Annotated in this window: 12 protein-coding genes; 8 read left to right on the forward strand and 4 right to left on the reverse strand. The window is 65.6% G+C overall.

Features of this window, described 5'->3' with window-relative positions:
• Window positions 1-2 precede the first annotated feature (2 nt).
• Window positions 3-584: a histidine phosphatase family protein gene (locus tag AAFG16_RS11665; protein WP_342739217.1), complete on the forward strand. Its 582-nt coding sequence runs from the start codon at window positions 3-5 to the stop codon at window positions 582-584.
• A gap of 8 nt (window positions 585-592) precedes the next feature.
• Here the strand turns inward: AAFG16_RS11665 and AAFG16_RS11670 are convergent, their stop codons facing one another.
• Together AAFG16_RS11670 and AAFG16_RS11675 are read right to left on the reverse strand one after the other, a co-directional pair.
• Window positions 593-931 carry a DUF6665 family protein gene (locus tag AAFG16_RS11670; RefSeq protein WP_283086852.1) on the reverse strand — a complete coding sequence of 113 codons (339 nt, stop codon included), beginning with the start codon at window positions 929-931 and terminating at the stop codon, window positions 593-595.
• A 52-nt stretch (window positions 932-983) separates the two neighbouring features.
• A complete protein-coding gene (locus AAFG16_RS11675) occupies window positions 984-1,619 on the reverse strand; it encodes a TetR/AcrR family transcriptional regulator (protein ID WP_342739218.1) in 636 nt (211 codons plus the stop codon).
• Window positions 1,620-1,817: 198 nt separating this feature from the next.
• On the opposite strand from AAFG16_RS11675, the gene AAFG16_RS11680 reads away from it, so the two are divergent.
• The 4 genes from AAFG16_RS11680 (at window position 1,818) to AAFG16_RS11695 (ending at window position 8,721) form a co-directional block, all read left to right on the forward strand.
• Window positions 1,818-3,128, forward strand: a complete 1,311-nt coding sequence (locus AAFG16_RS11680; protein WP_342739219.1) for an HlyD family secretion protein — start codon at window positions 1,818-1,820, stop codon at window positions 3,126-3,128.
• 216 nt (window positions 3,129-3,344) lie between these two features.
• Window positions 3,345-4,928, forward strand: coding sequence for a DHA2 family efflux MFS transporter permease subunit (locus AAFG16_RS11685; protein WP_342739220.1), 1,584 nt, complete (start codon window positions 3,345-3,347; stop codon window positions 4,926-4,928).
• 522 nt (window positions 4,929-5,450) lie between these two features.
• The gene (locus AAFG16_RS11690; protein ID WP_342739221.1) at window positions 5,451-7,250 is read left to right on the forward strand and encodes an ABC transporter ATP-binding protein; all 1,800 of its coding nucleotides are present in this window, start codon (window positions 5,451-5,453) and stop codon (window positions 7,248-7,250) included.
• 64 nt (window positions 7,251-7,314) lie between these two features.
• Entirely contained in the window at window positions 7,315-8,721 is a 1,407-nt protein-coding gene (locus AAFG16_RS11695; RefSeq protein ID WP_342739222.1) for an MATE family efflux transporter, read from the forward strand.
• Between the two features lie 80 nt (window positions 8,722-8,801).
• Here AAFG16_RS11695 and AAFG16_RS11700 read toward each other — a convergent pair whose 3' ends face one another.
• On the reverse strand, window positions 8,802-9,545 hold the full coding sequence (locus tag AAFG16_RS11700; RefSeq protein ID WP_283084682.1) for a sulfite exporter TauE/SafE family protein: 744 nt from the start codon (window positions 9,543-9,545) through the stop codon (window positions 8,802-8,804).
• A gap of 225 nt (window positions 9,546-9,770) precedes the next feature.
• On the opposite strand from AAFG16_RS11700, the gene AAFG16_RS11705 reads away from it, so the two are divergent.
• On the forward strand, window positions 9,771-10,031 hold the full coding sequence (locus AAFG16_RS11705) for a hypothetical protein (protein ID WP_283084683.1): 261 nt from the start codon (window positions 9,771-9,773) through the stop codon (window positions 10,029-10,031).
• 5 nt (window positions 10,032-10,036) lie between these two features.
• Here the strand turns inward: AAFG16_RS11705 and AAFG16_RS11710 are convergent, their stop codons facing one another.
• The gene (locus tag AAFG16_RS11710; protein ID WP_342739223.1) at window positions 10,037-11,407 is read right to left on the reverse strand and encodes a PLP-dependent aminotransferase family protein; all 1,371 of its coding nucleotides are present in this window, start codon (window positions 11,405-11,407) and stop codon (window positions 10,037-10,039) included.
• A gap of 79 nt (window positions 11,408-11,486) precedes the next feature.
• On the opposite strand from AAFG16_RS11710, the gene AAFG16_RS11715 reads away from it, so the two are divergent.
• Both AAFG16_RS11715 and AAFG16_RS11720 read left to right on the forward strand, forming a co-directional pair.
• Window positions 11,487-11,918, forward strand: coding sequence for a DUF983 domain-containing protein (locus AAFG16_RS11715; protein WP_283084685.1), 432 nt, complete (start codon window positions 11,487-11,489; stop codon window positions 11,916-11,918).
• Between the two features lie 74 nt (window positions 11,919-11,992).
• Complete coding sequence (locus AAFG16_RS11720; protein ID WP_342739224.1) at window positions 11,993-12,706, forward strand: alpha/beta hydrolase; 714 nt, start codon at window positions 11,993-11,995, stop codon at window positions 12,704-12,706.
• The last annotated feature ends 205 nt before the right edge of the window (window positions 12,707-12,911 follow it).

Below are 12,911 nucleotides of genomic sequence, written 5' to 3' on the forward strand. Positions count from 1 at the left end.
AAATGGCCATCGTCCGCTATCTCACCCATCCGCAGGTGCAAATCGATCCTGACGTGCCGGTGCCGCAATGGGGCCTGAGCCCGATCGGTCGTGCCCGCACCGAGGCGCTGGCGCAGGCACGCTGGCTGGCGCGCACCACGCAAATCGTCTCGAGCGGCGAGCGCAAGGCGATCGAGACCGCCGAGATCATCGCGAGCCGGCTCGGCATCATGATCGAGATCCGCGAGGCCATGCACGAGAACGACCGCTCGGCGACCGGCTTTTTGCAGCCGGCCGAGTTCGAACAGGTTGCCGACCGGTTCTTCGCAGAGCCGCATCTCAGCGTCCGCGGCTGGGAGCGTGCGATCGATGCGCAGGCGCGCATCGTGCGCGAGGCCGAAGCGGTGCTGGCGCGCAATCGCCCGGGCGATATTCTGTTCGTCGGCCATGGCGGCGTCGGCACGCTGCTGTTCTGCCACACGGCCGGCCATCCCATCGACCGCGTCCACGATCAGCCGGCCGGCGGCGGCAATTTGTTCGCATTCGCGCGCGATGGGCGGCAGGTCGTGCATGGCTGGCGCCCGATGGAAGAGGCCGGGGCGTAGCTAGCAGCTCATTTCGCGCCCGGCTTCGACGGGGCGGGGGCCAGCCCCATGCAGCGCTGCACCTCGGCGGGGACATTGTAGGTGCGCATGATGTGGCGGCTGTCGCGCAGGCCCGACGCCTCGCGTTGCACCACGAACATCCAGAGCGCATGGCCCGCTTCCGCCACCAGCTTGCGCCTTGCCGGTTGCGAGGCCGGCGTCTCGGCAAGCGCGTGCGCGGCGTCAAATTCGCGCAAGCGCGTCAGCGCCTGTTCGAGCGTACGGCCCATCCGTCCAAGCGCTGAGGCCTGTTCCTGGACGATCTCGTAATGGAGGATATCGACCGGCGGGCGAAGATCACGGGACATGGCGCGAATATAGTGCCGCGTCACCGGCTCGCGCAACGCGTCGCGCTTGCCGCTATTTCGCTTGATACGCGGCCAGGAACATCCGCGTCGCGCTGTCGACGACTTCGGTCATGCGCGCTTCCGACGGTGCGGGCGCGGCCTGGAAGACGAACGGCAGGAACAGCGAGGCTTTGCACAGCTCCATGAACTGCGAGGCCGCGAGGTCGCAATCGTCGATCTTGAGATCGCCGGAGGCGACGTGGGCCTTGAGATAGTCGGAGAGGCGGCTGATGGTCTTGTCCAGCACCCGCGCATAATAGCGGCGGCCGACATCGGGCATGCGCTCGGCGATCGCCATCACGGTGCGGATCGCCGATCCGCCGCCGGGGCGGCAGAGCAGGTGGATGTAGGCCCGCCCAAAATCCTTCAGCGTGGTCTCGGCATCTCGCGCGGGGTCGAAATTGAACACGACCTGGCCGTGCTGGAGCGCCTCCTGCTCGAGGATGGCTTCGAACAGCGCGCATTTGTCGGCGAAGTAGACGTAGAGCGTGCCTTTGGAGACCTGCGCCGCGCGCGCGATCTCGCCCATGCTGGCGCCGTCAAAGCCGAGATCCATGAACACCTTGCGGGCCCCGTCCAGGATCTGGCGGCGCTTGGAGCTGTCCTCCTCTTGGACGACGCGGAGATGTTCGGGGTCGACTACAACCATTGGTTCAGGGTCTCAGCAGGTTTTTGGGTCGGGTCCAGAGCCCATGAAGCCTGAATAAAGGATTCGGGCCGATAGGGTCGACCCGGGAATAATATGTATATTGACCGAACGGTTCGGTCAATGATATTTGGAATGCACGAGGGGGAACCGTCCGCAGGACGGCGATCCCTGGTCGTGCTTTTTTATGGGGAGGCCGTCATGGCCGTATCGAGAGACCAGGCTGCGCGCGTGCTTCGCCAGGACACGGTGGAGACGACGCCGGAGCGGGCGGGCAGTGAAGCCGCGAACGAAAACCCCGCCGCTCTTGCCGAGCAGTTGCGCTCTCATGTGGCCGAGGAAACCAAGCGCCGCACCAGTGAGGCGCCGGAGAAGCCTGTGACCAACAAGCCGGCTGCACCTGCTGCTGCCGATGCGCCGCAATCCGGCAAGCGCAAATTCGTGTTGATGGGCGTCGGCCTCGTGCTGGCGCTCGCGGCCGCGAGCTATGCCGGCTATTACACGCTGGTCGGCCGCTTCTACGTCTCCACCGACGACGCCTATGTCCGCGCCAACAACACCATGCTGGGCGCGCGCGTTGCCGGCCACATCTCCTCGATCCTCGCCGGTGACAACACGCTGGTGAAAGCCGGCGACATCGTCTTCCGCATCGACGACGGCGACTACAAGATCGCGGTCGACGCCGCCGCGACCAGGATCGCGACCCAGCAGGCCACCATCGATCGCATCGGCCGCCAGATCGCGGCGCTCGAAAGCCAGGTCGCGCAGGCCAAGGCGCAGCTCGTCTCGGCCGAAGCCGGCCTCAAGCGCGCCGATCTCGATTATGAGCGCCAGCAGGCGCTGAGCAGCAAGGGCTTCGCCTCGCGCGCCACCTTCGAAAGCTCGGAAGCCGGACGCGACCAGGGCGCCGCCGCGGTGAAGGCCGCGCAGGCCGCCTACGACGTCGCGGTCAGCAATGTCGACGTCACCAAGGCGCAGCAGGCCGAAGCGCAAGCGCAGCTCGCCGAGCTCAAGACGACGCTGGCGAAAGCCGAGCGCGATCTCGCCTTCACCGCGGTGCGCGCGCCGGTCGACGGCACGTTCTCGAACCGTCTCGTCAACGCCGGCGACTTCGTCGCGGTCGGCCAGCGGCTCGGCAACGTCGTGCCGCTCGACGACGTCTATATCGACGCCAACTTCAAGGAAACGCAGCTCAAGCGCATCCGCGCCGGGCAGCCGGTGACGATCAAGGTCGACGCCTACGGCATGCGCAAGTTCTCCGGCGTGGTCGACAGCATCGCGGCGGGCGCGGGCTCCGTGTTCACGCTGCTGCCGCCCGACAACGCCACCGGCAATTTCACCAAGATCGTCCAGCGCGTGCCGGTCCGCATCCGCGTGCCGAAATCGGTCGCGAGGCAGAACCTGCTGCGCGCCGGCATGTCGGTCTATGCGACCGTCGACACCAACAAGGGCGCGGCCGACGCCGACAGCGAGGTCGATCTCGACGATCCCACCGCGATCCACCCGCAGTAGGATTGGCTGCGATGAGGTCTTCCGCACTCTTGCCCCAGGCGCAGGTGCGCTCCCTCCCCCGCTTGCGGGGGAGGGTTGGGGAGAGGGTGTCTCCGCTAGGGAGACTCCCCAAGAGGATAGAGCCCTCTCCCGCCGCGCTCTTTGAGCGCGTCGACCTCTCCCGCAAGCGGGAGAGGTGTACCCAACTCGCAGCCTGCTCTAGCCCGAGCTGACACCATGGCCAACGCGACCACTGCTTCCCCCGCCATGATGGCGAACCCCGCCGAGGAGCGCATCGCGCCGAAGCGGCTGTTCGCGTTCATCATCATGGTGTTCGGGATGTTCATGGCGATCCTGGACATCCAGATCGTCTCGGCCTCCCTCAGCGAAATCCAGGCCGGCCTGTCGGCGAGCTCGAGTGAGGTCTCCTGGGTCCAGACCGCCTATCTGATCGCCGAGGTCATCGCGATTCCGCTGTCGGGCTTCCTGTCGCGCGCGTTCGGCACGCGGTTGTTGTTCGCGATCTCGGCGGCGGGCTTCACCTTCTCGAGCCTGCTCTGCGGCTTCGCCACCACGATCGAGGAGATGATCCTGTGGCGCGCGCTGCAAGGTTTTCTCGGCGCCGGCATGATCCCGACCGTGTTCGCCTCGGCCTATACGGTGTTCCCGCGCACGAAATTCCACATCGTCGGGCCCATCATCGGCCTCGTCGCGACCCTGGCGCCGACCATCGGGCCGACCGTCGGCGGCTACATCACCGACCTGATGTCGTGGAACTGGCTGTTCTTCATCAACGTCGTGCCCGGCGTCGCCATCACCCTCGGCGTGCTGGCGCTGGTCGATTTCGACGAGCCGCATTTCGAGCTGCTCGACCGCTTCGACTGGTGGGGCCTGTTGTTCATGGCCGGCTTCCTCGGCACGCTGGAATATGTGCTGGAGGAAGGCCCGCAATATGAATGGATGCAGGACACCTCGGTGGCGATCTGCGCCTGGATCTGCGCCATCTCCGCGATCGCCTTCTTCTGGCGCGTCTTCACCGCGGCCGAGCCGATCGTCAACTTACGCACCTTCTCCAACCGCAATTTCGCGATCGGCTGTCTCCTGCAGTTCTGCATCGGCATCGGCCTCTATGGCCTGACCTACATCTATCCGCGTTATCTCGCCGAAGTGCGCGGCTACAGCGCGCTGATGATCGGCGAGACCATGTTCGTCTCGGGCATTACCATGTTCCTGGTCGCGCCGCTGGTCGGCCGACTCATGGTGAAGTTCGACATGCGCTACATGATCGCGTTCGGTCTCGTCGTGTTCGCGATCGGCTCCTACCAGATGACCTGGATCACCCGCGACTACGATTTCTACGAGCTGCTGGTGCCGCAGATCCTGCGCGGCATCGGCATGATGTTCGCGATGGTGCCGACCAACAACATCGCGCTCGGCACGCTGGCGCCCGACCGGGTCAAGAACGCGAGCGGCCTGTTCAACCTGATGCGCAATCTCGGCGGCGCGGTCGGGCTTGCCGTCATCAACACCGTGCTCAACGACCGCACTGATCTGCACATCACGCGCCTGCAGGAGCGCGTGCACTGGGGTAACGCCACCGCGACCGAGACGCTGACCATGCTCCAGCAGAAATTCCAGGGGCTCGGCGATTCCACGCTGATGGCGATGAAGCAGCTCAGCCAGATCGTGCACCGCCAGGCCGTGGTGATGAGCTTCGGCGACGCCTTCTTCATGCTGACGCTGTTCTATCTCGGCCTCAGCGTGCTGGTGACGCTGCTGAACAAGCCGGCCCCGCTGGCCGGGGGCGGCGACGCGCATTAGTCAGCCAAGAACGCGGAGTCATCGCCCGCGCAGGCGGGCGATCCAGTATTCCAGAGACGTCAGTGGCTTACGGAGAAGCCGCGGCGTACTGGATGCCCCGCCCCCCGTGCGCAATTGCGCACTAGGCGGGGCATGACAGCGGAGATTGCGGCGGGCGAAATGCGCCCCAAGGCGATGCCCACCGCCCCCCGCACCAAATTGCAACACTCGTCCGTGATCTCGCGTGAGCCCCGTTGCAAAGTGGAAACGACACATCTATAAAGCGCACCTCATTCAATCGAACCGGGAGGGATTTGCATGATTTCGTCGCAGTCGCAGATCGTACGCCCGCGCTCGATGATCGCCTGGCTCGGTATGTACGCGGCCTGTTAGAGGCCTCTTCCGCCAGATTCGATTGGGCACATCGTCCCGATCGCTCCTCTTCCCCAGTCAAAGCCACCTTGAAGTGACGCCGTCACGGCCCTCGCGGCCGATTTGCGTCCATCGATGGAGCCGGCCCGCGCCAAGCGGCCGGATGATGTCATGACCGTTCTATCAAAAAAGCCCGCGGCGATACGCCTGGTGCTGCCCTTCGTGTTCCGCCACTGGCTGAAGCAGCCGGGGCGCACGCTGATCGTCGCCGGCGGCCTGTTGGGCGCGACCGTCGCCGACCTGTTCATGCCGGTCTTCTCCGGACAACTGGTCGATGCGTTGACGCGCGGTTCATCGGACCCCGATGCGCGCCACGCCGCGCTGGTCGCATTTGGCGCCATCGTGGCGCTCGGTGCAGCCTCCGTGGTGCTGAGGCTGATCGGTCTCCAGGCCATCGTGCCGTTCACGCTGAAGACCATGACGGAGGTGGCGCAGGACGCGTTCATGCGCGTGCAGCGTTTCTCGACCGATTGGCACGCCAACTCCTTCGCCGGCTCAACCGTGCGCAAGATCACGCGCGGCATGTGGGCGCTCGACCTGCTCAACGACACCATCCTGATGGCGTTGGCGCCGTCTTTGCTGGTGCTGATCGCCTCCATGGTCCTGATCGGCCTGCACTGGGCCTCGCTCGGCGTGGTGATCGCGGTGGGCGCGCTGTTCTACGTCACCATCACCGTAATGTTCTCGACGCGGTACATCGCGCCGGCCGCGCGCGTCTCCAATGCCTGGGACACCAAGGTCGGCGGCACGCTGGCGGATGCGTTGACCTGCAACGCCGTGGTGAAATCCTTCGGCGCGGAAGCGCGCGAGGATGCGCGGCTCGCCCGCGTCATCGATCGCTGGCGCGTGCGGGTGCGGCGGACCTGGTTTCGCTACAACTACACCGGCATGGCGCAGCTTGCGCTGCTGCTGTGCCTGCGGGCATCGGTGATCGGCGGCTCGGTGCTGCTGTGGATGTACGGGCACGCCTCGCCCGGCGACGTCACCTACGTGCTGACGAGCTATTACGTCATCCACGCGTACCTGCGCGACGTCGGCATGCACATCAACAACCTCCAGCGTGCCGTCAACGACATGGACGAACTCGTGGCGATTCATGACGAGCCGATCGGGATCGTCGATGCCGCGAGCGCCCGGCCGATCGCGATCGAGGGCGGCGAGATCGTGTTCGAGGACGTCACGTTCCTCTATGGCGGCCATCGCGCGCCGCTGTACGACGGGCTGTCGGTCACGATCCGCGCCGGCGAGCGCGTTGGCCTCGTCGGCCGCTCCGGCTCCGGCAAGACGACCTTCGTCAAGCTGGTGCAGCGACTCTACGACGTCTCCGGTGGTCGCGTGCTGATCGACGGGCAGGACATCGCGCTGGCGACGCAGCAATCGCTGCGCAGCCAGATCGCGATCGTGCAGCAGGAGCCGATCCTGTTCCACCGCTCGCTCGCCGAGAACATCGCCTATGGCCGGCCGGGCGCCAGCCTGGAGGCGATCGAGCAGGCGGCGCGGCTCGCGAATGCGCACGACTTCATCCTGCGCCTGCCCAAGGGCTACGGCACGCTTGTGGGCGAGCGCGGCGTGAAGCTGTCGGGCGGTGAGCGGCAGCGCGTGGCGCTGGCGCGCGCCTTCCTGGCGGATGCGCCGGTGCTGATCCTGGACGAGGCGACCTCGAGCCTCGATTCGGAATCGGAGGCGCTGATCCAGCAGGCGATGGAGCGGCTGATGAAAGGCCGCACCTCGATCGTGATCGCGCACCGGCTGTCGACGGTGAGGAGCCTCGATCGGATCCTGGTGTTCGACCGCGGCGAGATCGTCGAGCAAGGCACCCATGCCGTGCTCGCGGGCAAGCCGCGCGGCATCTATCGCGGCCTGTTCGAGCGCCAGGTGGTGGAGCTCGGGCACATCGCGGCAGCGGAGTAACGGACTTGGAATGGCGCGTGGCTGACGGACGATCGCCAGCCACGCCGCCAGAGGATGGAATGACATGAAAGACCTGACGCACGGCTCCATCGTGAGACACATCCTGGCCATGTCGCCGCCGATCATGCTCGGCATGGTCACGATCATGATCTGCCAGCTGGTCGATCTGTACTTCGTCTCGGGTCTCGGCGAAGCGGCCGTGGCGGGCGTCGCCGCGGCCGGCAATGCCGGCTTTCTCGTCAACGCGCTGTTGCAGGTGCTCGGCGTCGGCACGGTGGCGCTGGTCGCGCATGCCGTGGGACGCAAGGATCGGCACGATGCCAATCTGATCTTCAACCAGGCGATCGCGATGTCGTTGCTGTTCGGCCTGTCGACCCTGGTCATGGGCGCGGCGCTGTCGCGCCTCTACATGCGTTCGGTCGCTGCGGACCAGGCCACGATCGAGGCGGGGACCACATATCTGCTGTGGTTCATGCCGGCGCTCGCGCTGGAATTCGCCATGCAGGTGCTGGCATCCGCGATGCGCGCCACCGGTATCGTGCGCCCGGCGATGCTGGTGCGGGCGGTCGCGGTCGCGATCAACATCGCACTGGCACCGGTTCTGATCTCGGGCTGGGGCACCGGCTACGCGCTCGGCGTTGCCGGCGCGGGGCTCGCGAGCTCGATCGCGGTCGCCATCGGCGTCCTGATGCTGCTGGCCCATTTCCGCAAGGTCGAGCGCTACGTCGCCTTCAATCCGGCGCAGTGGCGGCCGCAGCTTCGGCACTGGAAGCGAATCTTCGATGTCGGCCTGCCCGCCGGCGGCGAGTTCGTGATGGTCTTCATCATCATGGGCGTGGGCTATTATGTGCTCAGCATTTTCGGCCCGGCGGCGCAGGCAGGATTTGGCATCGGGACGCGTGTCCTCGGCCTGATCCAGATGCCGGCGCTCGCCGTCGCCCTCGCCGCAGGGCCGATCGCCGGCCAGAATTTCGGTGCCGGCAATGGTGCGCGCGTGCGCGAGACCTTCGTGAAGGCGGCGCTTGTCGCGGTCGCCGTGACGATCGTTTTCCTGATTCTCGCGCAGGCCGCGCCGGGTCTGTTGCTGACCGGTTTCTCGAATGACCCGGAGACGATGGCGGTTGCCTTGCTCTTTGTGCGCATCATCTCGCTCAACATGGTGGCGCAGGCGCTGATCTTCACCTGCTCCAGCATGTTTCAGGGACTGGGCAACACCAAGCCGGTGTTGTGGACCTCGGCAATACGGGTCCTCACCTATTCCCTGCCGTCGATCTGGCTCTCGACGTGGCCGGGCTTCCGGATGGAGCACGTCTGGTATTTGTCGATCGTGACGACCACGCTCCAGGCGGCCTTGAACGTGTGGCTGCTGCGCCGCGAGTTCAGCAAGCGCCTTGCCTTGCCACTGAAGGAGGCGACGTCCGGGCAGGCGGAGGCTCGACCAGTCGCGCCTCCCGTGCGCGAGCCCGCGTAGCGACGGCTTGTGACCTCCTCACGGCTCCGGCTAATTTGCGGCGCCGTGGGGACGGCGCTCGCCGCGAACAAGGCGGCAAGCTAGATTGCGCCAATGCTGTTCCAGACGAGCGTCAGGCCTGACAGGAACAACAGGCCGAGCACGACATCGCCAAAGTGCTTGTCGTTCAGCGCGTGATAGACGCGGGCGCCGGCCCATGCGCCGATCAGCGTGCCCGGAAAGGCGACGGCCGCGAGCCAGACCACCTTGAATGCGACGAGACCTGAGGCGGTCTGCAACACCAGCGCAGTGGCTAGCACGGTGAAATTGAAGAGCTGGAAGATGCCGCGCCGCTCATGCTTGTTCCAGCCGCGGATGTTGGCCCATAGGATCGGCAACGGCCCAGACAGTCCGGCGAGGCCGCCCAAAATGCCGCCGGCAAAGCCGATCGCGCCGTCGGCGATGCGGCCGCCGAATTTGACGGCGAGCGGTCTCTTGTTGAGATAAAGCGCCGACGAAAAGATCAGGATCAGCACGCCGACGCTCAGCTTGAATACTTTCGGATCGGCCGAGGCGACCATCAAGGTGCCGAGCGGCACGCCGATCAATCCTCCGATCAGGAACGGCCAGACCAGCGAGAGGTCAAAACTCTTCCACATCGACGGCAGCGTCGAGGTCTGCGCGATCACCGAGCAGATCAGCACCAGCGGCACTGCGAGCGAGGGCGGCAGCACGTAGAGCCAGATGCCGAGCGCCATCAGCGCCGTGCCGAATCCGGCCAGCCCCGAGACGAAGCCTCCGGCCAGCGCGCCGAACAGCAGCAGCACGTAGGTGAGCGTTTCCAACGAATTGTCCTTCGCAATGGGCGATGCCGGATTCTTGATCGCCACTGCCCGCATAGCACAGCCGCGGCCGGGGCGGTCAATTTCAAAACCGCACGCAAGCGTGATCGCCGGTGGCGGGCGTTCGCGGAAGCTGGGCCTACATGATGGTCGTACTTCAATTGGGGCCCCCCGACGCAAGGTGCGCTTCGATCGGCCTGTTCCCGGTTTAGATGATGGAGCAAGATCATGACCCGCACGAAGATGGCCGTCTCGGCCGCGCTGCTGTCGGCGATGGCCTTGATGCCCACCTTGGCGCAGGCACAGTTTTCAGAGCCCGCGGCCTATCAGGCCGCACATCCCGACCGCGATGTGCTCAATGGCGGCCAGCTCACGCCGGCAGCCCGTGCGGCGCTTGGCCAGCAAGGAATGCCGAGCAATGCCTACGCGGCCTATCCGTCAGCCGTGGCGCCGGTGGTGCACCCGCGTCACCGCCGTCACCATCAGTAACGAGCCTAGACGATCTGCCTGGTGTCGGCGGGCTTGTGCAGCGCGCCGACGAGGATGCGCAACGCCTCGGTCAACTCGGCCCTGTTGCGCGCTGCGCCCAGCGAGACGCGCGCCGCGTGCGGCGGTGCTCCGTCCACGGTGAAGGCATCGCCCGCGACGATCGCAAGGCCATTCCGCAGCAGATACGCCGCGACATCGGGCCGGCTCTCCGGCAATCGTAGCCACAGATGGTGGGCGGCGGGTTTGGCCAGGAACTGAAATCCCTTCAGTGCCCGCTGCGCGAGCAGCTGCCGACCGACCGCCTCGTTGCGAATGGCGGTGATGATGCGATCGGCAATGCCGCTCTCGATCCAGTGCGTCACCAGAGCGACCATCAGCGGCGCCGGCATCTGCACCGTCGCTTGCAAGGAGGCGCGCATCTCTTGCTGCGCGGCGTTGTCGGGCGTCGTCAGATAGGCAACGCGCAGCGCCGGCACGATGCATTTTGACAGCGTGGTCGCAAGATAGGTCCGTTCCGGAATGAGGTTCGCGATCGGCGAAGCCGCGCGATCGAGCAGCCCGTAGGCGTCGTCCTCGATCAGGATCGTGTCGGCATCGCGGATGATCTTCGCGATCGCGCTGCGCCGCTCCGGAAGAAGCGTCGCCGTGGTCGGATTGTGCAGCGTCGGGATGAGATAGACGGCTTTCGGGCTGTGCGCCCGGCAAGCCTTTGCCAGCGCATCGGGCAGGATGCCGCCGTCATCCATGGCGACGCTGACGAGCTTGACGCCAAGCCGCGCCGCGGCCGCCTTGATGCCGGGGAAGGTGAGGGCTTCGGTCAACACGACATCGCCGGGCCGCGCCAGATGAGCGAGCAGGTTGAACAGGATGGTCTGCGCGCCGGGAAAGATCACCAGCCTGTCGGCATGGGTGTGCGACACGCGTGCGCGCATCCAGCGTGCTGCGACCTCGCGCTCATGCGCGCTGCCGCCCGGCGGCTGGTAATTCAGGAACGCGGTCAGGCCCGATTGCGCGCGGAGAGCTTCCATCCCCGCAATGATGCGCTCGTCGAGCTGTGCCTCCAGCGGATGCGGCGGCACGTTCATAGAGAGGTCGATCGCGACGGGATGCGGCAGGTCGACCGCGCGGCGCGCGCTGGTCTCCGACACGAACGAGCCTTGCCCGACGCGCGCCTCCATGATGCCGCGGCGCCGCGCCTCGGTGTAGGCGCGCGTCACCGTGGTGAGATCGATGCCGAGCGCTTTTGCCAGCGCGCGCTGCGTCGGCAATTGCTGCCCGCGCACGAGACGGCCCGCGGCGATGTCGGCCTCCATGGCCTCGACGATGCGCTGGTAGCGCGGCCCGCTCAGCTCCGAAATTGTAGGGGTCCAGTCCATGCAATTTAGGCCCATATCCTTTGAATGTATGGATGCAAGATAGTATTGTATGGATCAGCAAAACGGAAGAGGTGTCGTCATGACGACCGGTTCAGTTTCTCTGGCGAAGGCGATGTGGCGTGGTTTTCGTGGCAAGTGCCCGAACTGCGGCGAAGGACACATGTTCGGGCGCTTCCTCAAAGTCGCTGATAGCTGCGATCATTGCGGCGAGGAGCTGCTTCACCAGCGCGCGGACGATTTCCCGGCCTATCTGGTGATGGTCGTGGTCGGCCATCTCGTGGTGCCGGCGATCCTTGCGATCGAGACGGCCTACGCGCCGCCGGTCGGGCTGCAACTGGCGGTGTGGCTGCCGGTGACGCTGTTCGCCTCGCTCGCGCTCTTGCAGCCGACCAAGGGCGCCATCGTCGGCCTGCAATGGCAGATCGGCATGCACGGCTTCGAGGCAGGCAGGCTGCGGCGCGAAGCAAGCGAGCTCGCTCCGGTACTTGTGAAGGATTCGCGCGCCGCCTGAAGTGGTCGTGAGTTCTACTTGGCGCGACCCACCACTACACTCCATCGTACCGATACTAACGATGGAAAATGTAGATGGCCGGACGCTCGAAGATTTTTCTGCTCTGTCATGGCGCATGGTCCGGCGGATGGTCCTGGAAGAAGATGCATCCGCTGATGGCACAGTCCGGTCACCGCCTGGTGACGCCGACCTATACCGGGCTCGGCGAGCGTGAACATCTCGCCAGTCCCGCAGTCGATCTCGACACCCACATCCAGGACATCCTGAACGTCATCAAGTTCGAGGACTTTCGCGATGTCGTGCTGCTGGGGCACAGCTATGGCGGCATGGTTGCAACCGGTGTCGCCGATCGTGCGCGCGGATATGTATCGCAGCTGATCTATCTCGACGCCTTCGTGCCACGCGACGGCCAGTCGCTGTTCGACCTGCACGAAGGCGGCCGCGAGCCTATGAGCAAGGCGGCGGCCGCAGGTGATGGCTACCGTGTCCCGCCAAACCCGCCGCCGGCGGATACGCCGCAAGCCGATCTCCGCTGGCTCGATGAGCGCCGCGTCGACATGCCGATCAAATGCCTCGAGACGAAGCTGAAGCTCGCGCATGGCGAGCCGTCGATGCCGCGCAGCTACATCTACTGCAAACGCATCCCGCCGGGCGATGTGTTCGGGCAATTCGCGAAGCGCGCGAAGAGCGAGGATGGCTGGCGCTATTTCGAGCTCGACGCCAGCCACGCGCCAAATGTCACGGCGCCGGAGGCGCTGATGGGTGTGTTGAACGAGATCGTCGCTTAGCCCACGCCCGTCATTCCGGGGCGCGACGCAGTCGCGAACCCGGAATCCATTTCTCCACCGTCGCTGCCGCCCGATGGATTCCGGGCTCTCGCTTCGCGAGCCCCGGAATGACAGCGTTTGAATGACCGCTCGCCGGGCCAAAATTGGTGAGGGGTCCGATGCACTAGCATCGAACCCCTCGTCGCTTCTTGGTAAGACGCGTTTT

Origin of the sequence: Bradyrhizobium sp. B117 (assembly GCF_038969555.1) — a bacterium.
Taxonomy (GTDB): Bacteria; Pseudomonadota; Alphaproteobacteria; order Rhizobiales; family Xanthobacteraceae; genus Bradyrhizobium.

What these genes read in the sequence shown, in the direction of transcription:
- AAFG16_RS11715 (WP_283084685.1), top strand. Translation starts at nt 11,487, where the DNA reads ATGACGACCGGTTCAGTTTCTCTGGCGAAGGCGATGTGGCGTGGTTTT.
- AAFG16_RS11675 (WP_342739218.1), bottom strand. Translation starts at nt 1,619, where the DNA reads ATGGTTGTAGTCGACCCCGAACATCTCCGCGTCGTCCAAGAGGAGGAC.
- AAFG16_RS11690 (WP_342739221.1), top strand. Translation starts at nt 5,451, where the DNA reads ATGACCGTTCTATCAAAAAAGCCCGCGGCGATACGCCTGGTGCTGCCC.
- AAFG16_RS11685 (WP_342739220.1), top strand. Translation starts at nt 3,345, where the DNA reads ATGGCCAACGCGACCACTGCTTCCCCCGCCATGATGGCGAACCCCGCC.
- AAFG16_RS11705 (WP_283084683.1), top strand. Translation starts at nt 9,771, where the DNA reads ATGACCCGCACGAAGATGGCCGTCTCGGCCGCGCTGCTGTCGGCGATG.
- AAFG16_RS11680 (WP_342739219.1), top strand. Translation starts at nt 1,818, where the DNA reads ATGGCCGTATCGAGAGACCAGGCTGCGCGCGTGCTTCGCCAGGACACG.
- AAFG16_RS11695 (WP_342739222.1), top strand. Translation starts at nt 7,315, where the DNA reads ATGAAAGACCTGACGCACGGCTCCATCGTGAGACACATCCTGGCCATG.
- AAFG16_RS11670 (WP_283086852.1), bottom strand. Translation starts at nt 931, where the DNA reads ATGTCCCGTGATCTTCGCCCGCCGGTCGATATCCTCCATTACGAGATC.
- AAFG16_RS11665 (WP_342739217.1), top strand. Translation starts at nt 3, where the DNA reads ATGGCCATCGTCCGCTATCTCACCCATCCGCAGGTGCAAATCGATCCT.
- AAFG16_RS11720 (WP_342739224.1), top strand. Translation starts at nt 11,993, where the DNA reads ATGGCCGGACGCTCGAAGATTTTTCTGCTCTGTCATGGCGCATGGTCC.
- AAFG16_RS11710 (WP_342739223.1), bottom strand. Translation starts at nt 11,407, where the DNA reads ATGGACTGGACCCCTACAATTTCGGAGCTGAGCGGGCCGCGCTACCAG.